The following is a 22476-nucleotide window of genomic DNA, read 5'->3' on the forward strand; positions in this document are numbered from 1 at the left end:
GCTACTGATTAAAAGTCAATTGTGTCGAAAAGGGGGACAATCTTAAATTTTTTTCCCCGTCCGCGTATTTTGTTTCTCGTTTTTCGAACTTCAGCACTAGCCGCCGTAGTCAAACACGATCTCCTGAACTTCCATCTCGGACAATGCGTTTCCGGTTTGGGTGTCCACGTGTTGAATTCCGGCTGAGAAATTCACAAACACTAGGGTTCCGAACCCTACCAGACCAGCAGTGAGCATTACCCAGTCAATAGTGACCGCGCCATCCTCACACGCCGCGAAATTTTTAAACCAATTCATGCTGGACATTTCGTTTCACCACTTTGCGAAAAAGAAAGGGCCACAACTCATAAGAGTGCGGCCCCCTCAGAAAATTGCGAGACGCTAAATTACTTCGGAGTAATTGCGGTCTGCGGAGTAGCAACAGTCACGCTGCTCAGCGAAGTCTCAACAGTGTTTGCCAGTTCGTTGGTACCGTTACCAACCTGAGTGTATGCAACGGCTGCCAGGCCAACTACGGCTGCGGTCAGAACGACCCAGTCAACCGTTACAGCGCCGTCTTCGTCTTTGCGGAAGTTCTTGATGAACTTGATCATGTTACGTCCCTCCTAAAGGATCAAAAAGTAAATTAAACCGCGGCGTATTTCAGAGCTTCGTCTCTCAGTCCGCTCCCGACCGTCTCGGTATGGCATTATGTTTGACTGCCGTGCGTGGCAGGAATTGGGCCAAAACCAATTTTTTTGCGCCGAAGATTAACTTTTCGGTAATTTTTCTTTTAACCACCTGAAATAAAATGAAAAAAAATGCAAGATTAGTTGAGGTGACCCATTTGCCCGATGCAAAATTGCGCCAAATGAGGCGAAAATGCCCCATTTCCTGTGGTTTTTCTGGTTTTGCGAGCGGTTCTGGGGTTCAAATCAACCAAAATATAAAAGCATGAGGCGGGCAAAATGAATATTAGGGACGCAATACTCTGCGTCGGTGTCGTGGCTGCGTTGTTTTTTGGCCCTGCACCCGTTGCTGCGCAATCCGCAGAACCAAGAGGCGTTTACAAAAGAGTCAAAGCGCCAAAGCCGGGAACGCGACCCAAGATTACGGTTCAAATCTCGCCCGAAGAACATGCCACTGCTCCTTCTGCCCCAAGCACCGGGACAGAAATCGCGGTTCCCGAGATTATCGCGCGGACCCGCGTCGCGCCCCCCAGCCTGCCGGGAGGGGCAGCAAAGCCCACCGGCACTTACAAAGCGTTCTGGGAGAAGATCTCGCCCGACTTGGCCCGATCTGGTGCCGGGCGTCTGGATGACGCGATAAATGCACTGGCTGCGATCAATGTTGCCTCGCCACGATTGCAGACACTTCAGAACATTGCGCAGCAACAGGGGATTGAGATTCTGCGCTCTACAGTGGGCACGAATGTTTCGCCGGCTTTGGTGTTGGCTGTGATTTCAGTGGAATCAGCGGGCCGTTCGGACGCGGTCAGTTCAGCCGGGGCGCAGGGGCTGATGCAGTTGATGCCTGCGACGGCCAAGCGATTTGGCGTGAAAGACAGCTTCCACCCGGGCCAAAACATATCTGGCGGAGTAAAATACCTGAATTGGCTGATGGAGGAGTTCGGGAATGATCCCATCCTCGTTCTTGCCGGATACAACGCGGGCGAAGGGGCTTTGCGGAAACACGGTGGTGTTCCACCATATTCCGAGACGCGCAACTACGTTCCCAAGGTGCTTGCCGCGTTTCAAATAGCCCGGGCTTTGTGTTCCACGCCGCCTCAGCTGATTTCGGACGGGTGCGTGTTCCAGACGCAGAACTAAAAAGGCCCACCGTTCTGGTGGGCCTTCCCCTTGATGCTTATCAGTTGACGATGGTGGCTTCGGTTGCGCTCCGAATTTCGTCTTCTGTAACGCCTTCAGCGATCTCGACAATCTTCAGGCCGCCGTCCGCAACGTCCAGAACGCCCAGATTGGTGATAATCCGGTTCACCACCTTCTTGCCGGTCAGCGGCAGGGTGCACTTCTTCAGCAGCTTGGACTTGCCGTGTTTGTTGGTGTGATCCATCACCACGATCACGCGGCCAACGCCAGCCACAAGGTCCATCGCACCGCCCATGCCTTTGACCAGCACGCCGGGGATCATCCAGTTGGCCAGATCGCCTTCTTCATCGACCTCCATCGCGCCCAGAACGGCGGCGGCGATCTTGCCGCCCCGGATCATGGCGAACGAGGTCGCGCTGTCGAAGTAAGACGTGCGGGACAGTTCGGTGATCGTCTGTTTGCCCGCGTTGATCAGGTCGGGGTCTTCCTCGCCCTCGAACGGGAAGGGGCCCATGCCCAGCATTCCGTTTTCGGATTGCAGCGTGATGTCCTTGTCACCCACAAAGTTCGCCACCAGCGTCGGAATGCCGATGCCGAGGTTCACATACATGCCGTCTTCCAGCTCTTGCGCAGCGCGGGCGGCCATCTGATTACGGTCCCAAGGCATTATGCGTCCTCCTTCTTGCGCGTAGTGCGTTGTTCGATGCGCTTTTCGTGGGTGCCCTGAATGATACGGTGCACATAGATGCCGGGCAGGTGGATGCTGTCGGGGTCCAGCGAGCCACGGGGCACGATTTCCTCAACTTCGGCCACGCAGACCTTGCCGCAAGTCGCCGCGGGGACGTTAAAGTTGCGCGCGGTTTTGCGGAAGATCAGGTTGCCGGTGTCGTCGGCTTTCCACGCTTTCACGATGGCGAGATCGGCGAAGATGCCTTCCTCCATGATGTAGGTCTCGCCGTTGAAGTCTTTGTGTTCCTTGCCTTCGGCGATCACGGTGCCCACACCTGTCTTGGTATAGAAACCGGGGATACCAGCACCACCGGCGCGCATACGCTCGGCCAGAGTACCTTGCGGGTTGAACTCCAGTTCCAGCTCTCCGGCCAGGTACTGACGCATGAATTCCGCGTTTTCGCCGACGTAAGAGCTGATCATCTTCTTGACCTGCTTGGTTTGCAGCAAGATGCCGATGCCGAAATCATCAACGCCTGCATTATTCGAGGCAAATGTCAGGTCCTGAGCGCCGGATTCCTTGATCGCTTCGAGCAGCAGCTCGGGAATGCCGCACAGACCAAACCCGCCCGCTGCAATCAGCATGCCGTCCGACAACACGCCATCAAGCGCTTCGGAGGCATTGGCATAGACTTTTTTCATGAAGAAACTCCCCCAATGACATGGTGATGGGCAGGTTGTGCCGCCACGTCACGGGGAAGTCAACGAATCCAAGGGGGTGGTGGTATTTCTACCTATGTGGCCGCCTTTTTGGTCGTCTTTTTTGCCGCTGCCTTCTTCTTTGGCGCGGCTTTCTTTTTGGTGCCTTTCTTGGCGGCGCGTTCGTTGACCAGTTCGATGGCCATTTCCTGCGTCACGTCCTCGGGCTTGATGTCCTTGGGGATGGTTGCGTTGACCTTTTCCCACTTCACATATGGCCCATAGCGCCCGTCCAAAACCTGCATTGCGCCACCATCGGGGTGGTCACCCAGTTCCTTGAGCGGTTTTGCCGCCGCACGCCGTCCACGCCCCGGGTTGGCGCGTTTTTCGGCCAACATCTCGACCGCACGGTTCATGCCGATCTCGAACACGTCATTCGGGTCCTTGAGGTTGGCATAGACCGGTTTCGCTTCGTCCGGCAGTTGGTGCATCAGGTAAGGCCCGAACCGACCAAAGTTCGAGCTGATCATGCCGCCTTCGGGGTGTTCTCCGATCTGACGGGGCAGAGACAGCAGGGTCAGCGCCTTGTCCAGATCCATGTCATCCTTGCTCCAACCGCGGGGCAGGGAGGCACGCGGGGGCTTCTTATTCTCGGGCGTCGGCTCGCCGCGCTGCACATAGGGACCGAAACGACCGGACTTCAGCCAGATCTCATCGCCCGCATCCTCACCCAGCAGACGTTCGTCGCCTTCGGCCCCTTCACCCGCGATGGGGCGGGTATAGGTGCATTCGGGGTAATTGCCACAGCCCACAAACCCACCTGTGCGCGAGGTCTTCAGATGCAGCTGCCCTACGCCACATTTCGGGCAGACACGCGGGTCAGAGCCGTCTTCACGCGGGGGGTACAATTGTGGGGCCAGCGCCTCGTCCAGCTTGTCCAGCACTTCGGAAATTCGCAGTTCCGATGTCTCACCAATTGCGGCTGAGAAATCGTGCCAGAACTTGCCCAGCAGGTCTTTGTAGTCGCGCTCGCCCGCGCTGACATCGTCCAACTCACCTTCCAGATTGGCGGTGAACTCGTAGCCCACATACTGTCGGAAGAAGTTCAGCAAAAAGATCGTGACGATCCGGCCTTTTTCCTCGGGGATCAGGCGGTTTTTGTCCTTACGCACATATTCGCGGTCCTGAATCGTGGTCACGATAGAGGCATAAGTGGACGGACGTCCGATCCCCAACTCCTCCATCCGCTTGACCAGTGTCGCCTCGGTATAGCGGGGTGGCGGCTGCGTGTGGTGCTGCAGCGCCAGCACGGACTCGTTTTCCGAAAGGACGGCCTCTTTCGCGACCTTGTCGCCATTGTCGCTGGTCGCTTTGGTGAATTGATCACGCAGAGAGGTCTTGGCAAAACGAGCGGGATCACCCTGCATGATTTGCGGCAGGCGTTTTTCATCCTCGTCGGTCACGTCGTCGCGACCTTCCTCGTAGACGCGCATGAACCCGTCGAACATGACCACTTGGCCGGTGGCGCGCAGACCGACCTGGCCGTCATCGCTGCCGATCTCAACGGTGGTACGCTCTAACCGAGCGGCCGCCATCTGACAGGCAATGGTACGCTTCCAGATCAGATCGTAGAGCTTGCGCTGGTCCTCATCCGTGACTTTCAAGTCGCTTGCATCGCGCGCCATATCTGTGGGGCGGATACACTCGTGCGCTTCCTGCGCGTTCTTGGCCTTGTTCTTATAGATGCGCGGGCTGTCCGGCACGTATTCTGCGCCATAGCGGTCGGCAATCGCGTCACGAGCAGCGGCCACGGCCTCGGGCGCCATGTCGATGCCGTCGGTCCGCATATAGGTAATGTAGCCGGCTTCATACAACCGTTGCGCAACCTGCATCGCGTGACGTGCGCCCATGCCAAACTTGCGGCTGGCTTCCTGCTGCAAGGTCGAGGTCATGAACGGAGCCGACGGATTGCGCGCGGCGGGTTTTGCCTCGACCGAGGTCACACTCAGCGCACGGCTGGTGATCGCCTGAACTGCCAGTTCCGCTTGGGTCGCGTTTTTCAGATCATGCCTGTCCAGCTTGTTCCCGGCCAACGTGACCAGTCGCGCCTCGTAGGTCTGACCACGCGGGGTTTCAAACAATGCCTTCACCGACCAGTATTCAACCGGTTTGAACGCCTCGATCTCCATCTCGCGCTCGACGATCAGGCGCAGGCAGACCGACTGCACACGACCAGCGGACTTCGCGCCGGGCAGTTTGCGCCAAAGCACAGGCGACAGGTTGAACCCAACCAGATAGTCCAAAGCGCGACGGGCCAGATATGCCTCGACCAGAGGCATGTCGACCTGACGCGGGTTCTGCATGGCCTCGGTCACGGCATCCTTGGTGATCGCGTTGAAGGTCACGCGGCTGACCGGCGTATCCTTCTTGATCGAGCGCCGTTTGGTCAGCGCCTCCTGAAGGTGCCAACTGATCGCCTCGCCCTCGCGATCGGGGTCAGTGGCGAGGATCAGGGCGTTGTCTTCCTTCAACGCGTCCGCGATCGCCTTGACGTGCTTGCGGCTGTCGTTGCCGACCTCCCACTTCATTGAAAATTCATGCTCGGGATCGACCGATCCATCCTTTGGCGGCAGGTCGCGGACATGGCCATATGACGCCAGAACCGTGTAGTCGGGGCCAAGGTATTTATTGATTGTCTTGGCCTTGGCAGGGGATTCTACAACAACTACAGGCATTTAGGGGAAAACCTCGCTCGACGGAATTGGCGCCTTCTATGATGGGCAAAATGTGTGGGGCAAGAGCGAATTGTCAATGCGTTCCTTTTGCCATGTGAATTTGCGGGTGATTTCAGAGAGATGCGTCCGCGAAACCTGCGTAGTCTCTTGGACAGATCACCTCAGGCGGTCAAAGACAGCAACCCGCCAGGTTGCCGTTGAACGCGCCCGTCCAGTTCCAGATCCAGCAATGCCGGTCCAATCTGTTCTGCCGTGGCCGCGATATCCCGAATCAACTGATCTTCGGCAATCGGGGAAGGTCCGAGCCGGGATAGAATTTGTTGATGCAATGCGTCGACAGGAATGGCGCGTTTCTCGGTTGCGGCGGCTGAAGGGGCTGGGTTGCGTACCGTGGCTTCATGGCGCTGCGGCAGCGCCTCGATCACGTCCTCGGCAGACCGGACCAGAGTTGCGCCGTCACGGATCAGCAGATTACAACCGGCAGCGCGAGCGTCGAAAGGATGACCGGGCACTGCCAACACCTCGCGGCCTTGATCCAGAGCGTCACGAGCGGTTATCAGGCTGCCGGACTTGGCGGCGGCCTCAACCACCACGACGGCTTGCGCCAGCCCAGAGATGATTCTGTTGCGCCGCGGAAAATGGCGGGCCTGCGGGGTTACCCCCATAGGCTGTTCCGAAATGCGAAGGCCGGACTTTTCAATACTCTTTGCCAGATCGGTGTTTTCTGCCGGGTAAATAACGTCAACGCCCCCGGCCAAGACCGCGATCGTTCCAGTCTCCAGCGCGGCGATATGGGCGGAGGTGTCAATTCCGCGCGCAAGCCCCGATACTATGGTGTATCCCTGCTTGCCCAGATCAGCAGCCAAACCGCGCGCCATCCGTGCCCCAAGCGAGGAACAATTCCGCGCCCCAACCATCGCAATAGAAGGCCGGTGCAGCAAAGACGTGTCCCCCATCGCCCAAAGTATCGGCGGCGCGTCGTTCAGATCATTCAGTGCACACGGAAAATCGGCGGCCCCAAGGCACAATAGCCGCGCATTGGCGGCTTTTGCTGCCTTGAGTTCCGCCTCAATCACACCGGGTGGGCAGATTTCATACCCTTCTATACCGGCAGCGCGTGCCATTTCAGGCAGCGCGGCCAGCGCGTTCTGCGCTGAGCCGTGTTCCCGCATCAGCCGACGAAACGTCGCCGGGCCGACCTTGCGCGAGCGCAACAGACGAAGCCAGGAAAACCGATCCTCTTCCGTGGTGGGTGGGAGTGTGGGGTGATTGGAAGAAAGCTGCTCCTCGGTCATCCGTCGCTCCGCCTGATTGCAAAACTGGTTTACGACTGCAGGGGTTAACAGCTTCTGAATCCGATCAAATTTTTCGGATAATTTTCTTAGATTAGCGACAGGGGAAAACTAATGCTTTGAAAAATATAGGTAAAAATTTTGCGCGCGATGTGCGGAACAAGTTCCTTGGGTCGCATGCATCAAGGTGGCAGGAGCGCAGCGTTAACCCTGCACCCCTGTTTGATTCCCTTTAAGTGGCCGAGCCGCCAACGGTCAGGCCGTCCATCAGAACGGTTGGCTGGCCAACCCCGACGGGCACCCATTGTCCATCCTTACCACAAGTTCCCATCCCCGGGTCCAAGGCCATATCGTTGCCAAGCCCCCGGATTCGCCTGAGCGCGGAAGGTCCATCGCCAATCAGCGTCGCGCCTTTGACCGGAGCGCCGATTTTCCCGTTTTCGACCCGGTACGCCTCGGTGCATGAAAACACGAACTTTCCGTTGGTAATGTCTACCTGACCACCGCCGAAGCCGACGGCCCAGATGCCGTCCTTGATGTCCGCCACCAGAGACGCAGGGTCCGCGTCGCCTCCTAGCATGACGGTATTGGTCATTCGCGGCATGGGCTTGTGGGCATAGCTTTGGCGTCGTCCGTTGCCGGTAGGAGCGACCCCCATCAACCGTGCGTTCTGACGATCCTGCATGAAACCGGTGAGGATACCGTCCTCGATCAGCACTGTGCGCGCGCTGGGCGTGCCTTCGTCGTCGACGGATATTGACCCGCGCCTGTCCGGTATGGTGCCGTCATCCACAACTGTCACACCCTTTGAGGCGATTTGTTGTCCCATCAGTCCGGCAAAGGCCGAGCTTCCCTTGCGGTTAAAGTCACCCTCCAACCCGTGTCCGATGGCTTCGTGTAGCAGGATGCCGGGCCAGCCGGGTCCTAGCGCCACCTCCATTACACCAGCCGGAGCAGGGATTGCTTCGAGGTTGACCAACGCGATTCTCAACGCCTCGCGCGCCTTGTCCTGCCAGTCTGCCGGGTCAATCAGGCCGTCCAGCCCCACACGCCCACCTCCGCCGGTCGAGCCGCTCTCCCGGCGGCCGTTCTGTTCGACGATGACCGATATATTCAAGCGTGTCATCGGGCGCACGTCTCGCACCATCACCCCGTCAGGTCGCAGTATTTCAACCTCTTGCACGGCAGCGGCGATGGCGGCGGTGACCTGTACGACGCGCGGGTCCAGATCGCGCGCGAAGGCATCAATCTCGCGCAGGGTTTCGATCTTGACGGGGAACGTGGCCGATTCAATCGGGTCCTCGTCGGTGTAAAGGCGTGTGTTGGTGGCTCGGGGTGCCTCAGCCAATATGCCTCCGCCGTCGCCCACGGCCAGCCGCGCTGTTTCGGCCGCCCGCTTCAGTGCGGCTATCGAAACGTCGGTCGAGTGGGCATAACCCGCGACCTCACCCTGAACGGCACGCAGTCCGAACCCTTCGGAGGCATCGTAAGAAGCCGTGCGCAAACGTCCGTCGTCAAAGACCAGGGACTCGGACTTTCGGCGTTCGACAAACAACTCTCCGTCCTCGGCCCCGGCAGTGGCGGATTGCAGAACCGCAAGCGCTTCGTCCTGGGGGAGAGCACTTTCAAAGGGGCGAAACGGGTCATTCGGCATGGATGGGACCTTTCGAGTTTGATCCAGATCAAAAATAGCGTCTGTTTGACGCAAGCATTTTGCTTTATCTACCACCCGGAATATGGTTTTTAACGCTGCCAAAGACAACGGGAGAGGTGTGACCGATTCACACCTTTTCGCCAGGGACGCAAAGATCAAACGATCAGGACAGAAAATGAAGAATGCTTTGATGCTTTCGGGGCTAATGACAGCCCTCTCCAGCCTGCCCGTCATGGCTCAGGAGCTTGAGATTATTGGTAAGCCGGTTGATGGCGGTATGGGGTTCCAACCCGCAGCCACAAGCTTGGCCGAGGGGATTCAGCGGCTGGACGGAATGATTTTGGTGATCATCACCGCCATCTGCCTGTTTGTTGCCGGCCTGCTGATCTACTGCGTCGTGCGCTACAACGGCCGCGCAAACCCGACGCCAGCGAGATTCTCTCACTACACCCCGGTCGAGATCGCATGGACCCTGGGTCCGATCCTGATTCTGGTCTTCATCGGTGCCTTTTCGCTGCCGGTTCTGTTCAAACAGCAGGAAATTCCCGAAGGGGACGTGGTCATCAAGGTCGTTGGCAACCAGTGGTACTGGACCTACGAATACGTTGACCACGACTTTGCTTTTGACAGCTATCTGCTGGGCCACCCGGCCACATTGGACGAAGGTGCGCGCCCGGCCGACGCCGATGTCACGCCGTTCGTTCTGGACGACGCGATGCGCGCCAAGCTTGCTGATGCAGGTTACGGCGAAGATGAGTGGCTGCTGGCCACGGACACCGCCGTCGTTGTTCCGGTTGGCAAGATCGTCGTGATGCAGGTGACCGCGTCTGACGTGATCCATTCGTGGACCATCCCGTCCTTCGGCGTGAAGCAGGACGGTGTTCCCGGTCGTCTGGCCGAGCTTTGGTTCCAGGCCGACAAAGAGGGCGTTTATTTCGGCCAGTGCTCGGAACTGTGCGGCAAGGACCACGCCTATATGCCGATCACCGTCAAAGTGGTCAGCGAAGAAGCTTATGAGGAATGGCTGCAAGGTGCTCTGGAAGAGTATGCGGGCCAGCCTGCTTCGTATCAGGTTGCCTCGAACTAAGCCGCAAGCGGCCTAGGTTAAAACAATCGGGCTGCGCGGTGATCGCGCAGCTTTTGCCCCAAAAGGACCAGACATGAGCGACGCAAGCATCAATGCCAGCCAAGTGACCGCCTCGGCGCACGCGGATGAGGCCAGCTTTGGCGACTATTTCGCCTTGCTGAAGCCGCGCGTGATGTCTCTGGTCGTGTTTACTGCGTTGGTTGGTTTGCTCGCGGCACCCGTTCCGGTGCACCCGTTTGTTGGTTTCTGCGCGATTCTGTTCATCGCTATCGGTGGCGGTGCCTCCGGCGCTCTGAACATGTGGTGGGATGCGGATATCGACCGGGTGATGAAACGCACCAAGGGCCGTCCGATCCCCGCAGGCAAAGTGCAGGAAGGTGAGGCACTGTCGCTGGGGCTGGCGCTGTCGGGGCTGTCGGTGATCATGCTGGGGCTGGCGACCAACTGGTTTGCAGGGGCTTTCCTTGCGTTTACCATCTTCTTTTACGTCGTCGTGTATACGATGTGGCTCAAGCGCTCGACGCCGCAGAACATCGTGATCGGTGGCGCGGCAGGGGCATTCCCGCCGGTGATCGGCTGGGTCGCGGCCACGGGGTCGATGTCGATCGAGCCTTGGCTGATGTTCGCTCTGACCTTCATGTGGACGCCGCCGCATTTCTGGGCCTTGGCGCTGTTCATGCGCTCGGACTATGACGATGCTGGCGTACCGATGCTGACGGTGACTCATGGACGCCGCGCAACTCGTTGGCATATTCTGATCTATACCGCGCTGCTTGCGACCCTGGCCGTTGGCACTGCGTTTTCGGGCATAGGTGGCCCGATCTATCTGACTGTAGCCGTTGTGATGAATGCTCTGTTCCTGCGCGGCGCGTGGCAGATCTCTCGCCGGACCGAGGATGACTCGGAAGCTGACAACTTCAAGGTTGAACGGAGTTTCTTCAAGCTGTCTCTGCTGTATCTCTTCCTGCATTTCGGCGCGATTCTGGTCGAAGCGCTGCTGAAACCCTATGGTTTGGGAGGCTGGTCATGAGCCTGCGCAAAAGCCATGAACTGCATCAACGCCGGTTCAGCCGCAATCTGGGGGTTGGCCTGACACTGGCTGCGTTCATCGTGATCATTTTCGGCCTGACCATCGTCAAGGTCTCGGGCACCGATTTTAACATGGCAACGCAAGAGGTGCAGAACTGATGGCGTTGTCGGGTCCTCAGAAGACTGTCGCGCAGACCGTGGGCGTGGTGATCCTGATGGGCAGCCTCGCATGGGCTGCGGTGCCGTTCTATGACTGGTTCTGCCGTATCACCGGGTTTGGCGGCACGACCGGAGTGGCCGAGACCGCGCCCGAGGATATTCTGGACCGCACCGTCACTGTCCGCTTTGACGCATCCAAAGCCAAGGATATGGCGTGGGAGTTCAAGCCTGTCGAGCGCGAGATGGAAGTGCGCATCGGCGAAACCGGTCTGGCCTTTTATGAGGCTTATAACCCGACCGACCGTCCGATTGCAGGGCAGGCGTCTTACAACGTCGCGCCTTACTCGGCGGGCGGGTATTTCCAGAAAATCGCCTGTTTCTGCTTTGAAGAACAGGTGCTTGAGCCCGGAGAGCGGGTTCAGATGCCGGTGACGTTCTTCGTCGATCCGGAAATGGTTGAGGATCTAGAAGCCAAATATGTGCATACGATCACGCTGTCGTATACATTCTACGAAATTGACCTGCCCGAGGGCTACGCCGCCCTTGAGACGCAGGCTGATACAACAACGAACTAATGCCTTTAGGTGAGGGACGCTGATGGCACACGCTAAAAACCATGATTATCACATTCTGGCTCCGTCGATCTGGCCGCTGATCGGCGCGGTCGGTGGCTTTGTGATGCTGTTCGGAGCCGTCCTATGGATGCACGGCATCACGCCGTTCCTGTTCTGGGCTGGTCTGGTGGCCGTTCTTTACACCATGTTCGCGTGGTGGTCCGAAGTTGTGGCCGAAAGCCGCGCTGGGGATCACACGCCGGTTGTCCGCATCGGGCTGCGCTATGGCTTTATCCTGTTCGTGATGTCCGAGGTGATGTTCTTCTTCGCCTGGTTCTGGTCGTTCTTCAAACATCGCATGTACCCGATGTACGACTATGCCGGCACCGAATACATCCAGCCGGATATCCACGCGGTTGACCCGTTCCACCTGCCGCTGATCAACACTCTGGTCCTGCTGCTGTCGGGTTGCGCGATTACTTGGGCGCACCACGCGCTGGTGCATGATAATGACCGGAAGGCTTTGATCAACGGCCTGGCGATCGGCATCGTACTGGGTATCGCGTTTACCTTCCTGCAGGCGTTTGAATACTACGAGCTGCTGGCCCATGAAGGCTGGGAATTCGGCGGTGATCAGTTCTACTCGAACTTCTTCATGGCAACCGGTTTCCATGGCGCGCACGTGATCATCGGGACGATCTTCCTGACGGTTTGTCTGATCCGTGCTCTACGCGGAGATTTCACCCCCGAGAAGCATGTGGGCTTCGAGGCTGCCGCCTGGTACTGGCACTTCGTTGACGTTGTCTGGCTGTTCCTGTTCTTCGCCGTCTACATCTGGGGACAAGCCCCGCTGATGTGACGCCGGTCGGGTGATCCAATTGCAAAAGCCGCCCTTTGGGGCGGCTTTTTCTCTATTTGGGCGCAAGATTGCGCCCCATACAATTGCGTGGTTGCAATTCTGGCCGCTCCGCCCTTAACAAGACGCCGGTTTCTGAAAGAAAGTCTCGACCCCGCCATGCGCCGCATTTTGTTCCTGCTGATTTTTGGTGTCGCCGGTTTGGGCGTACTGATCTCGCTGGGTGTCTGGCAGGTACAGCGGTTGGCGTGGAAAAAGGATGTTCTGGCCGAGATCGACACGCGGATTGCCGCTGATCCAGTCGATCTGCCCGCGACCGTCTCTGCTGAGCTGGACAAATACCTGCCCGTCACGATCTCGGGCGATATGGAGCCGGGGGAGATCCACGTTCTTGTCTCGGTCAAGCAGGTCGGAGCGGGGTATCGGATTATCCAGTCCTTCAGCACCGAGGACAGGACCATTCTGGTGGACCGTGGTTTTGTGCCGACAACCGAAAAGCAAACTGAACGTTTGAATGGGCCTATGACAGTCACCGGCAATCTGCACTGGCCGGATGAGATTGACAGTTATACGCCCGAACCTGACATCGATGCCAATATCTGGTTCGCGCGCGACGTGCCCAATCTGGCGGCGGCTCTTGGGGCAGAGCCGATCCTGCTGATCGCGCGATCCGAAACCGGTCCAGGGATTACGCCATTGCCGGTGGATACCGCAGGCATCCCCAACGATCACCTGCAATACGCAATCACATGGTTTGGTCTGGCTCTGGTCTGGGCCGCGATGACCGGTTATTTCCTGTGGCGCAACCGCGCCCCTTCTGAGAGTGAAGAACAATGAAATACATCTCGACCCGTGGCCAAGCGCCCGAACTGACCTTTGAAGAGGCGATGCTGACCGGTTTGGCCCGCGATGGCGGCCTGTACCTGCCAGCCGAGATCCCGGTGATGAGCCATGATGAAATCGCGGCATTGGCGGGGTTACCCTATGAAGAGATCGCGTTCCGCGTGATGTGGCCCTATGTCAGCGGCTCGTTCACCGAGGATGAGTTCAAGGACATCATCGCGCGCGCCTACGAAGGTTTCGGCCACGACGCCCGCGCGCCGTTGAAGCAGTTGAACGAAAACCACTTCCTGCTGGAGCTGTTCCACGGGCCGACACTGGCCTTCAAGGACTTTGCCATGCAATTGATCGGCCAACTGTTCCAGGTGGCTCTGAAGCGGCGCAATGACCGTGTGACCATCGTGGGTGCGACCAGCGGAGATACCGGCTCGGCCGCGATTGAGGCGTTCCGGGGGCTGGACGCAGTGGATGTGTTCATCCTGTTCCCCCATGGTCGCGTGTCCGAGGTGCAGCGCCGTCAGATGACAACTCCTGCGGACAGCAATGTTCATGCGCTGGCAGTGGATGGCGACTTCGACGATTGTCAGGCCGCGTTGAAGGATATGTTCAACGATTTCGACTTCCGCGACGGGGTGAAGCTGGCCGGGGTGAACTCGATCAACTTTGCGCGGGTGCTGGCGCAGATCGTGTATTATTTCTCGGCGGCTGTCAGTGTTGGCGCGCCGCATCGCAAGGTCAGCTTTACCGTGCCGACCGGAAACTTTGGCGATATCTTCGCAGGCTATCTGGCCAAGCGCATGGGGCTGCCCATCGACCGTCTGGTCGTGGCAACCAACCAGAACGACATCCTGCACCGCTGCCTGTCGGGTGAGGGGTATTTCAAAGGCGACACCATCCCTTCAATCAGCCCGTCGATGGATATTCAGGTCAGCTCGAACTTTGAGCGGGCGCTGTACTATGCTTATGGCGAAGACGGCAGCGCGGTTGCGCAGTTGATGGAAGAACTTAAAACCGGCGGGTTCAACGTAAGCCAGGGCGCGATGGAAGCGCTGCGTGAGAGTTTTGACTCGGGTCGCGTGTCCGAGGATGAAACGCTGGCGACGATCAAACACACGCTGGCCCATAGTGCCGAACTGGTCTGCCCGCACTCGGCCATCGGGATCAAGGTCGGTGAGGATCATCGCGCGGCGGATGTGCCAATGATCACTCTGGCCACCGCGCACCCGGCGAAATTCCCGGCGGCGGTCGAGAAAGCAAGCGGGGAACATCCGCCCCTTCCATCCCGCATGTCTGATCTGTATGAACGTCCGGAACGGGTGACGCGGATTGCCAATGATCTGGGTGCCCTCGAGGATCATATCAAAGGGCATATCGCCGAGTGACTGTCAGACAAGACCAGCTGAAGAACGGATTTCGGATCGTCAGTGAACATATGCCGGGGCTGCAATCTGCTGCCATCGGCATCTGGGTGACCGCCGGTGGGCGGCACGAACGGATCGAACAAAACGGCATCGCGCATTTCCTTGAGCACATGGCGTTCAAAGGAACCGAACGCCGGTCCGCGCTGCAAATCGCCGAGGCGATCGAGGATGTGGGCGGCTATATCAACGCCTATACCTCGCGTGAGGTGACGGCCTATTACGCGCGCGTTTTGAAAGATGACGTGGCGCTGGCGATGGACGTGATCGGCGACATCGTTCTGAATCCCATCTTCGACCCACGCGAGATCGAGGTTGAGCGCGGCGTGATCCTGCAGGAAATCGGTCAGGCTTATGACACGCCCGACGATGTGATCTTTGATTGGCTGCAAGAGCAGAGCTATCACGACCAACCCTTGGGCCGCACCATTCTGGGACCGTCCGAGCGGGTCAGCGCGTTTTCGCGTGAGGATCTTTCCGGTTTCGTATCCGAGCATTATGGTCCCGAGCAGATGATCCTGTCGGCCGCTGGTGCCGTGGATCACGACGCGCTGATGAAAATGGCTCAAGAGATGTTTGGCCATCTACAACCGCGCAAGGGGCTGATCCCCGAGGCCGCCCGGTTCACCGGTGGGGAAGCCCGGCAGCAAAGGGATCTGGAGCAAGCCCATTTCGCGCTGGCCTTTGAAAGCCCCGGTTACCGGGATGATGCGATCTATACGGCTCAGATTTATTCGACTGCGCTGGGTGGTGGCATGTCCTCGCGCCTGTTTCAGGAAGTCCGAGAGACACGCGGCCTGTGCTACACGATTTTCGCCCAGACCGGAGCCTATGCCGATACCGGCACCACGACGATTTATGCCGGAACGTCGGCGGATCAGGTTGGCGAGCTGGCGACCATCACAATCGATGAGATGAAGCGGGCCGCCGATGACATGAACCCGGGGGAAGTCGCCCGAGCCCGCGCCCAAATGAAGGCCGGTATGTTGATGGGGCTGGAAAGCCCGTCGAACCGGGCCGAGCGATTGGCGCGGCTGGTTCAAATTTGGGGCGACGTGCCCCCGCTTGAAGAAACAATCGCCAAAATCGACGCTGTAAGCACGGGCGACGTGCGTGCCTTTGCCGAACGCCTCGCGATTAACGCTCCGGCGGCGCTGGCCTTGTATGGCCCGGTTTCAGGCGCGCCGACGCTGGCAGAATTGCAGGAGAGGCGTGCGGCGTGATGCTGTTGGGCCGACGCAAGCTGAAACTCGAGACCGAGCGCCTGAGCCTGCGCCCGCCCACCCATTCCGACTTTAATGACTGGGCCGCGCTGCGGCGTGCGTCCAAAGGGTATCTTACGCCGTGGGAGCCGGTCTGGGCCAAGGATCACCTGAGCCGCAAGTCATTTACCAACCGCGTTTATTGGGCGCAGCGATCCGTTGCCAGTGGAACCGCGATTCCGTTGTTTCTGTTTCGCCGGTCGGATGATGTGCTGGTCGGCGCGATCACGCTGGACAATGTTCGACGCGGCCCGGCGCAGGCTGGAACGCTGGGGTATTGGACCGGTGAGGCTTTTGCCCGAAACGGTTATATGCGCGAAGCGATCGGAGCCGTTGTGCACCACGCTTTCACCCGGCTGGACCTGAGCCGGATCGAGGCTGCGTGCCTACCCGAGAACAAGCCCTCTCGCGGGCTGTTGGAAAGCTCTGGGTTCAAGTACGAGGGAGTGGCGCAGTCTTACCTTCAGATCAACGGACGGTGGCGGACGCATGTACTGTACGCCAGTCTGAGATCGGACCGCAGGGGAAAGACTGAGGCGGGGTAGGGGCTCTGCCCCCGCCGCGGCGGGCCGCGGCTCCCCCGGGATATTTTTTAGCCAGATGAACAAGGGGCATGACTTGGTGAGTGCTTGCGCTACTATCAGGGCATGCGCTGGATTGTTGCGGTATTAATGATGATTTCAGGCGGGGTGGCGGCGCAGGAGCGGCGGCCGAGCCATTGCATCGCCATTGCCGATGCCGCGCCCGGCATCGCGTATCTGCACAGGGCGTCCTGGCAGGAGCCCGTGCCGGACTATTCCATCCGGATCAGCTATATCGCCCATGCTTCGTTTCTTATCCAGACAAAGGGTGGGCTGAATGCCGTCACGGACTTTACCGGTTTCATTGGCGGTGCCGCCCTTATTCCTGATGTTGTGACCATGAACCATGCGCATAGCACGCATTGGACGGCCCATCCCGACCCGGCTATTCCGCATGTTCTGCCGGGCTGGGGCGAGTTCGGGCAGGGGATCGAACATTATCTCGACTTGGGCGAGATGCTGGTGCGGAATGTCTCGACGGATATCCGCTCGGCCTATAGCGGGGTAGAAGAACGCGGCAACTCGATTTTCGTATTCGAGGTGGAAGGGTTGTGCATCGGCCACCTTGGTCACTTGCACCATGTCCCTTCGGACGAACAGTTCGCCGCGTTGGGGCGGCTTGACGTGGTCATGGCCGCGGTGGACGGAGGCACGACAATGCCGCTGCCAGAGATGATCCAGGTGTTAAAAAGGCTGAAAAGCTCGGTCATCATTCCGATGCATTGGTTTTCCAGCTTCTCACTGGATCGGTTTCTAGTGGATATTCGCGATGATTTCCCCGTGCGGCGGGATGGGGTGTCGGATATCACTGTGTCGTTGCGAACGCTTCCCGACAGGCCCACGGTTGTTGTTCTTGAGCCGCAATACCTGATCGATCTGGAATAGGGCTTGTGGCTGGGGCATGCCTTGGGCAATGAAAGCGTATGAGACTGAACCCGGCCGACGACATCTTTGAACGATCTGTTCGTGCTGCTTTGGGCGGCGATATTTTGCGTCCTGTGTCCGAGCGGTATGTCGAGGAACCCCGTGGGCGGTTTGACGGTCAGGTCGGGTTGCTGGCTTTGCCCAAGTCTGCCGAAGACGTTTCAAAGCTGGTGCGGTTGGCCTCGGAAGCGTCAGTGCCTGTTGTCCCCTATGGAGGTGGGACCGGGCTGGTTGGTGGTCAGGTGATGCCAGACGGCCCCGCGCCTCTGCTGATTTCGTTGGAGCGTATGTCGGCCATCCGCGCGGTATACCCCGACGAAAACGTCCTGATCGCTGAGGCTGGTGCTGTGTTGGCCGACGTCCAGACGGCAGCGGATAAAGTCGACCGCTTGTTCCCTTTGTCCTTGGCTGCGCAGGGATCTTGCAGGATTGGCGGTAACCTTGCCACCAATGCGGGTGGCGTGAATGTGCTGCGTTACGGCAATGCGCGGGATCTGTGTCTGGGGCTGGAAGCGGTATTGCCCAGCGGGGAAATCTGGCGCGGTCTCAGTCGGTTGAGGAAAGATAACACGGGCTATGACTTGCGGAACTTGCTGATCGGGTCCGAGGGGACGTTGGGGATCATTACTGCGGCTTCGCTAAAGCTGTACGCGCAACCGGCTGATGTTGGTACCGCCTTGATGCAGGTGAATTCGCCTGAAGCCGCGATCGAGCTGCTGACGATTGCGCGGGATCAGATCGGCGATAGTGTAAGCGCGTTTGAGCTGATCCATCGGCAGGGTTTGCAATTCCTTTCGGAAGTTCTGCCCAGCGTCCGACAGCCATTTTCCGAGCAACCAGAGTGGTCTGTGTTGGTTGAGGTCGGTTTGTCGGCTGGACAGTCGTCAGCGGCTGCGCTGGAACAGCTTTTTCAGACGGCGGAAGAACGGAACCTGGTTGCGGACGCTGTCATCGCACAGAACGAGGCGCAACGTCTGGAGTTATGGGCCGTTCGGGAACATATCCCCGAGGCAAACAGGTTGGTTGGGTCAGTGTCCAGCCATGACATTTCTGTCCCGATTTCCGAGATCCCAGAGTTTGTTCGGCAGGGGGCTCGCGTTGTTCAGGCACTTGGTTCGTTTCGGATCAACTGCTTTGGGCATCTGGGCGACGGAAACTTGCACTACAACGTATTCCCTCCATCCGGTCGGAGCCGATCTGAGTTCGACGCGGTGCGGAGTGATATCAAGCGCGCCGTGCACGATCTTGTGCACGAATTCGGAGGCTCTGTCAGCGCTGAGCACGGAGTCGGGCGTCTAAAGGCGGTGGATCTGGAGCGATACGGCGATCCGGTCAAACTTGACGCGATGCGCTCGATCAAGGCGGCTCTTGACCCCAAAGGGATCATGAACCCCGGTGCTGTACTAAGAGGCTAGGAGCGGCCCGAGAGGATACGCGGGCCGCCCATCAGATTTTACGAAGCGGGCAGGATCACCTTGTCGATCACGTGGATCACACCATTCGAGGTTTCAATGTCCGCCTGAACGACAGACGCGTCATTAACCATCACGCCGTTGTCCAGATCGATTGTGACCTCTCCGCCCTGAACTGTCGCGGCTGTCATATCGTCTGACAAGTCACCAGACATCACTTTGCCCGGCACAACATGGTAGGTCAGCACTGCGATAAGCTGGTCTTTGTTTTCGGGCTTCAACAGAGTTTCAACGGTTCCCTCGGGCAAGGCTGCGAACGCTTCATCCGTTGGGGCAAAAACGGTGAACGGGCCTTCGCCCTTTAGCGTATCAACCAATTCGGCGGCCTGAACCGCAGCGACGAGCGTTTCAAAGCTGCCTGCGCCAACGGCGGTGTCCACGATGTCCTTGTTGCCGCCCGCGAAAGATGCTGAAGCGACCAGAGCGCCGGCTACACCGGCAATTGCAAGTTTGCGAAGCATTTCAAGAGTTCCCTTGTTGGAATGCCCTCATCGGCATCAAAAAGGGGTACGGCATCTCTGCTGAAAGAGATCACCGCAATTGTCAGTTTTTTCGCGTTGAATGGCCTTTGAAACGCGCTAAGCCAGTGTGTTTCGGGATTTCCACTCACGTTTTTGTGAAGGAAAGGCTTTTACAAACCTTCAAATTCACACAAGACGTGCACATCCATGTCCATGTCTTCCAGCACCTTGCGCCCTCCCAGCTCGGGCAGGTCGATGATGAATGAGCAGGAAATGATCTCGCCGCCCAGCCGTTCGATCAACTTAATTCCGGCGGCTGCGGTGCCGCCAGTGGCCAGTAGGTCGTCGACGACCAGAATTTTCTCGCCAGGCTGGATGGCATCGTCGTGAATTTCAACAATCGCCTCGCCATATTCCAGCTTGTAGTCCTGACTGATGGTGGTTCCGGGCAACTTGCCTTTTTTACGGATCGGAACAAAGCCGACGCTGAGCTGGTGCGCAATTGCTCCGCCAAGAATAAAACCGCGCGCCTCAAGTCCCACGACCTTGTCGATCCGTTCGCCTGCATAAGGGTGCAGCATCTGGTCGATCGCCATGCGAAAGCCGCGCGGGTCTGCGAAAAGGGTCGTGACATCCCGGAACATGATCCCTTCATGTGGGAAATCAACAATGGTTCGGATGTAGTCCTTGACCGACTTGTTTCTGGACATGATCAACCCCTTTGGCGTGAAAACACGCTGGGCTGTTTGGCCCATCAGGGTCAGTCATGCAAGGAAAGATTGCCGCAGCTTTTCTAGCGGCGTTTAGAAACGGCGTTTGGCAGGCCATAATAGCGATATAGCGCAGCAGGTAGCCAAGAAAGATGAGGCTTCCGCCAATTACGCTGATCCCGCAACAGAAACGCCTGGGCTGTATGAAGGTTCATTGCCATAATCCTTTTTTATTGTTAGGTGCTCGTTAATTACAACCTCTATGCTATGTATATACAATGCATCGCTTTTGGAATCAAGTGTTGGACGGGGATAAGGCGCGTGGGAAAGAAGGACGGTAAGGGGTCTACCAAGAAAAACAGTCAGTTGGTTTTGCGTCTGGACAAAGATGAGCGTGACGCTTTTGTCGAATTGTGCAAGGAACTGGACACCTCGGCCGCGCGGGAAATACGGCGGTTCATTCGCAGTTTCATGAAGGAAAACGCAGAGGATTGACGGGTTAGGCCGGGCGCCGCAGGACTGCTGTTGCAACACCCATGCCGACAAGTGTCAGTCCTCCGAAACGGGTCATTCCCGAGATGACCTCGGCGCGCCCGATCATCAGTCGCAACCGATCGGCAAGCAGCGCGTAGGCCAGTGCATTAAGCCAGGCCAACCCAACAAATGTGGCAATCAGGATAGCGAACTGTGGCCCCAGCGGGTCTGAGGGGCGCAGAAATTGCGGTACGAACGCGATGAAAAAGGCGATGGATTTGGGGTTTAGCGCTGTAACGGCAGCAGCGTGGCCAAAGACACTGCGCGCGGTGACATCGCGCCCGGTTTCAACCGCCTTCAATCCCCCTGACGGAGCGCTACGCAAGAGTTTGATGCCAAGCCAGATCAAATAGGCTGCCCCCACCCATTTCAATACCGAGAACAAAGTGGCCGATGCCAGAACCAGTGCGCCCAAGCCCAAAAGCGAAGCTGTCATCGCGATCAAATCCCCGACCGCGACACCTGTGGCCGATGCAACAGCGACGCTGCGGCCTTTCGACAAAGCATAGCTGAGAACCAGAAGAACGGTTGGGCCAGGGATCAGTAGCAATGCAGTTGATGCGGCGACGAAAGCCAGCCAAAGGTCAAGGGGCATCGAAAAAATCCGTCATTGTGTTTTCAGCACCTAGCCCCGGCTCGCAGGGCAAGGTCAAGACCTTCTTGGTAGCTGACACGGGATATGGCGGGCTGGCCGCTTGCTTTGCAAACCACATCCCGGTGTGATCCTAGCGGTTTCAGAGAACTCGCCCGGCAACCGCATCCAGTTTGGAAAGTAGCGCCGGATCCCGTTTTTCCGGTGCTGTAAGGATCGCGTATTCAAGCGCCCGATCGCAGCCATGCGGACACAGGGACCGGTCCGTGCCCAGCAGGGCGGGCAACTGTTTGACCAGCGCGCGGCCTTTCTCTGCGTTGCCGGTCAGCGTGGCTATGATGGCTGTCACATCGACCTCTCCATGGTCGGGGTGCCAACTGTCATAGTCAGTGACCATGGCGATGGACGCATAGCAAATCTCGGCCTCACGAGCGAGCTTCGCTTCTGGCATATTGGTCATTCCGATCACGTCGCAGCCCCACTGTTCGCGGTACATTTTGGATTCGGCGAGGGTCGAGAACTGCGGCCCTTCCATTGCCAGGTAAGTGCCTCCACGGTGAACGGTGATACCTGCGGCTTTGCCGGCAGTTTCGCAGGCATCTGACAGGCGCGGGCAGGTCGGATGGGCGACGCTGACATGGGCGACGCATCCGGTTCCAAAAAAGCTTTTGTCCCGTGCGAATGTCCGGTCGATGAACTGATCAACGATCACAAAATCGCCCGGTGCCATATGTTCGCGAAACGACCCGCAGGCCGAAACCGAGATCGCATCGGTTACGCCCAATCGTTTCAATGCATCGATATTTGCGCGATACGGCACCTCGGTCGGGGAATGCACATGCCCTCTGCCGTGGCGCGGAAGGAAGGCCATCTCAACGCCGTTCAGTGATCCTGTCAGAATTTGATCCGACGGTTCACCCCAAGGCGTTTCAACCGTGACCCATTCCGCATTCTGCAACCCGTCGATGTCGTAGATGCCTGATCCGCCGATGACGGCAATCTTGGTTTGGTTCACTGAATTTCTCCGATTATGGTGCGTGTTCAAGGATTTGTGCGCTCGGTCGCCAGATTTGGCAAGTAACAATGTCAGCAAGTTGGTGTTCAACAAGTTGCGTGCCCGGCGATGTCCCCTCCAAGGCG

General features: G+C 58.1%; 24 protein-coding genes. 13 read left to right on the forward strand and 11 right to left on the reverse strand.

The genetic code is table 11. From position 1 onward, the window contains the following. Positions 1–96: 96 nt before the first annotated feature. Together ACR0KS_RS05770 and ACR0KS_RS05775 are read right to left on the reverse strand one after the other, a co-directional pair. Positions 97–297, reverse strand: a complete 201-nt coding sequence (locus ACR0KS_RS05770) for a hypothetical protein (protein WP_170565595.1) — start codon at positions 295–297, stop codon at positions 97–99. Between the two features lie 89 nt (positions 298–386). Further along, positions 387–593 carry a hypothetical protein gene (locus ACR0KS_RS05775; protein ID WP_170484554.1) on the reverse strand — a complete coding sequence of 69 codons (207 nt, stop codon included), beginning with the start codon at positions 591–593 and terminating at the stop codon, positions 387–389. A gap of 354 nt (positions 594–947) precedes the next feature. On the opposite strand from ACR0KS_RS05775, the gene ACR0KS_RS05780 reads away from it, so the two are divergent. Then, complete coding sequence (locus tag ACR0KS_RS05780) at positions 948–1808, forward strand: lytic transglycosylase domain-containing protein (protein WP_170565592.1); 861 nt, start codon at positions 948–950, stop codon at positions 1806–1808. Between the two features lie 40 nt (positions 1809–1848). Here the strand turns inward: ACR0KS_RS05780 and ACR0KS_RS05785 are convergent, their stop codons facing one another. From ACR0KS_RS05785 to tldD, 5 genes are all read right to left on the reverse strand, one after another. Continuing rightward, positions 1849–2475: a CoA transferase subunit B gene (locus ACR0KS_RS05785; RefSeq protein WP_170565589.1), complete on the reverse strand. Its 627-nt coding sequence runs from the start codon at positions 2473–2475 to the stop codon at positions 1849–1851. Further along, positions 2475–3179, reverse strand: a complete 705-nt coding sequence (locus ACR0KS_RS05790; protein ID WP_170565586.1) for a CoA transferase subunit A — start codon at positions 3177–3179, stop codon at positions 2475–2477. The genes ACR0KS_RS05785 and ACR0KS_RS05790 overlap by 1 nt, the downstream gene beginning before the upstream one ends. A gap of 92 nt (positions 3180–3271) precedes the next feature. Next, a complete protein-coding gene (gene topA / locus ACR0KS_RS05795) occupies positions 3272–5911 on the reverse strand; it encodes a type I DNA topoisomerase (RefSeq protein ID WP_170565583.1) in 2640 nt (879 codons plus the stop codon). Positions 5912–6072: 161 nt separating this feature from the next. Beyond that, positions 6073–7206, reverse strand: a complete 1134-nt coding sequence (dprA, locus tag ACR0KS_RS05800) for a DNA-processing protein DprA (RefSeq protein ID WP_170565580.1) — start codon at positions 7204–7206, stop codon at positions 6073–6075. A 229-nt stretch (positions 7207–7435) separates the two neighbouring features. Continuing rightward, positions 7436–8857, reverse strand: coding sequence for a metalloprotease TldD (tldD, locus tag ACR0KS_RS05805; protein WP_170565577.1), 1422 nt, complete (start codon positions 8855–8857; stop codon positions 7436–7438). Positions 8858–9032: 175 nt separating this feature from the next. Here tldD and coxB point away from each other — a divergent pair, with 175 nt between their 5' ends. From coxB to ACR0KS_RS05860, 11 genes are all read left to right on the forward strand, one after another. Further along, entirely contained in the window at positions 9033–9944 is a 912-nt protein-coding gene (gene coxB, locus ACR0KS_RS05810) for a cytochrome c oxidase subunit II (RefSeq protein WP_170565574.1), read from the forward strand. A gap of 73 nt (positions 9945–10017) precedes the next feature. Next, the gene (gene cyoE, locus ACR0KS_RS05815; RefSeq protein ID WP_170565571.1) at positions 10018–10974 is read left to right on the forward strand and encodes a heme o synthase; all 957 of its coding nucleotides are present in this window, start codon (positions 10018–10020) and stop codon (positions 10972–10974) included. Then, positions 10971–11132: a hypothetical protein gene (locus ACR0KS_RS05820; protein ID WP_162896804.1), complete on the forward strand. Its 162-nt coding sequence runs from the start codon at positions 10971–10973 to the stop codon at positions 11130–11132. Before cyoE ends, ACR0KS_RS05820 begins: the two co-directional genes overlap by 4 nt. Next, positions 11132–11707: a cytochrome c oxidase assembly protein gene (locus ACR0KS_RS05825; protein WP_480693147.1), complete on the forward strand. Its 576-nt coding sequence runs from the start codon at positions 11132–11134 to the stop codon at positions 11705–11707. The genes ACR0KS_RS05820 and ACR0KS_RS05825 overlap by 1 nt, the downstream gene beginning before the upstream one ends. Positions 11708–11729: 22 nt before the next feature. Then, positions 11730–12545, forward strand: a complete 816-nt coding sequence (locus ACR0KS_RS05830) for a cytochrome c oxidase subunit 3 (RefSeq protein WP_170386359.1) — start codon at positions 11730–11732, stop codon at positions 12543–12545. A gap of 156 nt (positions 12546–12701) precedes the next feature. Further along, positions 12702–13379 carry an SURF1 family protein gene (locus ACR0KS_RS05835; RefSeq protein ID WP_170565569.1) on the forward strand — a complete coding sequence of 226 codons (678 nt, stop codon included), beginning with the start codon at positions 12702–12704 and terminating at the stop codon, positions 13377–13379. Beyond that, positions 13376–14764, forward strand: coding sequence for a threonine synthase (gene thrC / locus ACR0KS_RS05840; RefSeq protein ID WP_170565566.1), 1389 nt, complete (start codon positions 13376–13378; stop codon positions 14762–14764). The genes ACR0KS_RS05835 and thrC overlap by 4 nt, the downstream gene beginning before the upstream one ends. Next, entirely contained in the window at positions 14761–16023 is a 1263-nt protein-coding gene (locus ACR0KS_RS05845; RefSeq protein ID WP_170565563.1) for a M16 family metallopeptidase, read from the forward strand. Before thrC ends, ACR0KS_RS05845 begins: the two co-directional genes overlap by 4 nt. Next, entirely contained in the window at positions 16023–16607 is a 585-nt protein-coding gene (locus ACR0KS_RS05850) for a GNAT family N-acetyltransferase (RefSeq protein WP_170484573.1), read from the forward strand. Before ACR0KS_RS05845 ends, ACR0KS_RS05850 begins: the two co-directional genes overlap by 1 nt. Before the next feature lie 129 nt (positions 16608–16736). Further along, entirely contained in the window at positions 16737–17528 is a 792-nt protein-coding gene (locus ACR0KS_RS05855; RefSeq protein ID WP_480693175.1) for an MBL fold metallo-hydrolase, read from the forward strand. A 38-nt stretch (positions 17529–17566) separates the two neighbouring features. Then, positions 17567–18982 (forward strand): FAD-binding oxidoreductase, encoded by a 1416-nt coding sequence (locus tag ACR0KS_RS05860; protein ID WP_170565560.1) that lies wholly within the window; start codon positions 17567–17569, stop codon positions 18980–18982. 38 nt (positions 18983–19020) lie between these two features. On the opposite strand, the gene ACR0KS_RS05865 is transcribed toward ACR0KS_RS05860, so the two are convergent. Together ACR0KS_RS05865 and ACR0KS_RS05870 are read right to left on the reverse strand one after the other, a co-directional pair. Further along, entirely contained in the window at positions 19021–19500 is a 480-nt protein-coding gene (locus ACR0KS_RS05865; RefSeq protein WP_170386378.1) for a fasciclin domain-containing protein, read from the reverse strand. Positions 19501–19670: 170 nt separating this feature from the next. Further along, a complete protein-coding gene (locus ACR0KS_RS05870) occupies positions 19671–20210 on the reverse strand; it encodes an adenine phosphoribosyltransferase (protein ID WP_170386381.1) in 540 nt (179 codons plus the stop codon). Between the two features lie 321 nt (positions 20211–20531). Here ACR0KS_RS05870 and ACR0KS_RS05875 point away from each other — a divergent pair, with 321 nt between their 5' ends. Next, complete coding sequence (locus ACR0KS_RS05875; protein WP_170386384.1) at positions 20532–20705, forward strand: hypothetical protein; 174 nt, start codon at positions 20532–20534, stop codon at positions 20703–20705. Between the two features lie 4 nt (positions 20706–20709). Here the strand turns inward: ACR0KS_RS05875 and ACR0KS_RS05880 are convergent, their stop codons facing one another. After that, on the reverse strand, positions 20710–21339 hold the full coding sequence (locus ACR0KS_RS05880) for a LysE family translocator (protein WP_170557316.1): 630 nt from the start codon (positions 21337–21339) through the stop codon (positions 20710–20712). A 139-nt stretch (positions 21340–21478) separates the two neighbouring features. Beyond that, positions 21479–22351 carry an S-methyl-5'-thioadenosine phosphorylase gene (locus ACR0KS_RS05885; RefSeq protein WP_170565557.1) on the reverse strand — a complete coding sequence of 291 codons (873 nt, stop codon included), beginning with the start codon at positions 22349–22351 and terminating at the stop codon, positions 21479–21481. Between the last annotated feature and the right edge of the window lie 125 nt (positions 22352–22476).

The organism is Ruegeria sp. BC7, from assembly GCF_056539165.1.

What these genes read in the sequence shown, in the direction of transcription:
- topA (WP_170565583.1), bottom strand. Translation starts at nt 5,911, where the DNA reads ATGCCTGTAGTTGTTGTAGAATCCCCTGCCAAGGCCAAGACAATCAAT.
- ACR0KS_RS05825 (WP_480693147.1), top strand. Translation starts at nt 11,132, where the DNA reads ATGGCGTTGTCGGGTCCTCAGAAGACTGTCGCGCAGACCGTGGGCGTG.
- ACR0KS_RS05880 (WP_170557316.1), bottom strand. Translation starts at nt 21,339, where the DNA reads ATGCCCCTTGACCTTTGGCTGGCTTTCGTCGCCGCATCAACTGCATTG.
- ACR0KS_RS05830 (WP_170386359.1), top strand. Translation starts at nt 11,730, where the DNA reads ATGGCACACGCTAAAAACCATGATTATCACATTCTGGCTCCGTCGATC.
- ACR0KS_RS05785 (WP_170565589.1), bottom strand. Translation starts at nt 2,475, where the DNA reads ATGCCTTGGGACCGTAATCAGATGGCCGCCCGCGCTGCGCAAGAGCTG.
- ACR0KS_RS05775 (WP_170484554.1), bottom strand. Translation starts at nt 593, where the DNA reads ATGATCAAGTTCATCAAGAACTTCCGCAAAGACGAAGACGGCGCTGTA.
- ACR0KS_RS05850 (WP_170484573.1), top strand. Translation starts at nt 16,023, where the DNA reads ATGCTGTTGGGCCGACGCAAGCTGAAACTCGAGACCGAGCGCCTGAGC.
- dprA (WP_170565580.1), bottom strand. Translation starts at nt 7,206, where the DNA reads ATGACCGAGGAGCAGCTTTCTTCCAATCACCCCACACTCCCACCCACC.
- tldD (WP_170565577.1), bottom strand. Translation starts at nt 8,857, where the DNA reads ATGCCGAATGACCCGTTTCGCCCCTTTGAAAGTGCTCTCCCCCAGGAC.
- ACR0KS_RS05780 (WP_170565592.1), top strand. Translation starts at nt 948, where the DNA reads ATGAATATTAGGGACGCAATACTCTGCGTCGGTGTCGTGGCTGCGTTG.
- ACR0KS_RS05770 (WP_170565595.1), bottom strand. Translation starts at nt 297, where the DNA reads ATGAATTGGTTTAAAAATTTCGCGGCGTGTGAGGATGGCGCGGTCACT.
- ACR0KS_RS05835 (WP_170565569.1), top strand. Translation starts at nt 12,702, where the DNA reads ATGCGCCGCATTTTGTTCCTGCTGATTTTTGGTGTCGCCGGTTTGGGC.
- ACR0KS_RS05865 (WP_170386378.1), bottom strand. Translation starts at nt 19,500, where the DNA reads ATGCTTCGCAAACTTGCAATTGCCGGTGTAGCCGGCGCTCTGGTCGCT.
- thrC (WP_170565566.1), top strand. Translation starts at nt 13,376, where the DNA reads ATGAAATACATCTCGACCCGTGGCCAAGCGCCCGAACTGACCTTTGAA.
- ACR0KS_RS05790 (WP_170565586.1), bottom strand. Translation starts at nt 3,179, where the DNA reads ATGAAAAAAGTCTATGCCAATGCCTCCGAAGCGCTTGATGGCGTGTTG.
- ACR0KS_RS05820 (WP_162896804.1), top strand. Translation starts at nt 10,971, where the DNA reads ATGAGCCTGCGCAAAAGCCATGAACTGCATCAACGCCGGTTCAGCCGC.
- cyoE (WP_170565571.1), top strand. Translation starts at nt 10,018, where the DNA reads ATGAGCGACGCAAGCATCAATGCCAGCCAAGTGACCGCCTCGGCGCAC.
- ACR0KS_RS05870 (WP_170386381.1), bottom strand. Translation starts at nt 20,210, where the DNA reads ATGTCCAGAAACAAGTCGGTCAAGGACTACATCCGAACCATTGTTGAT.
- ACR0KS_RS05855 (WP_480693175.1), top strand. Translation starts at nt 16,737, where the DNA reads ATGATTTCAGGCGGGGTGGCGGCGCAGGAGCGGCGGCCGAGCCATTGC.
- ACR0KS_RS05860 (WP_170565560.1), top strand. Translation starts at nt 17,567, where the DNA reads ATGAGACTGAACCCGGCCGACGACATCTTTGAACGATCTGTTCGTGCT.
- coxB (WP_170565574.1), top strand. Translation starts at nt 9,033, where the DNA reads ATGAAGAATGCTTTGATGCTTTCGGGGCTAATGACAGCCCTCTCCAGC.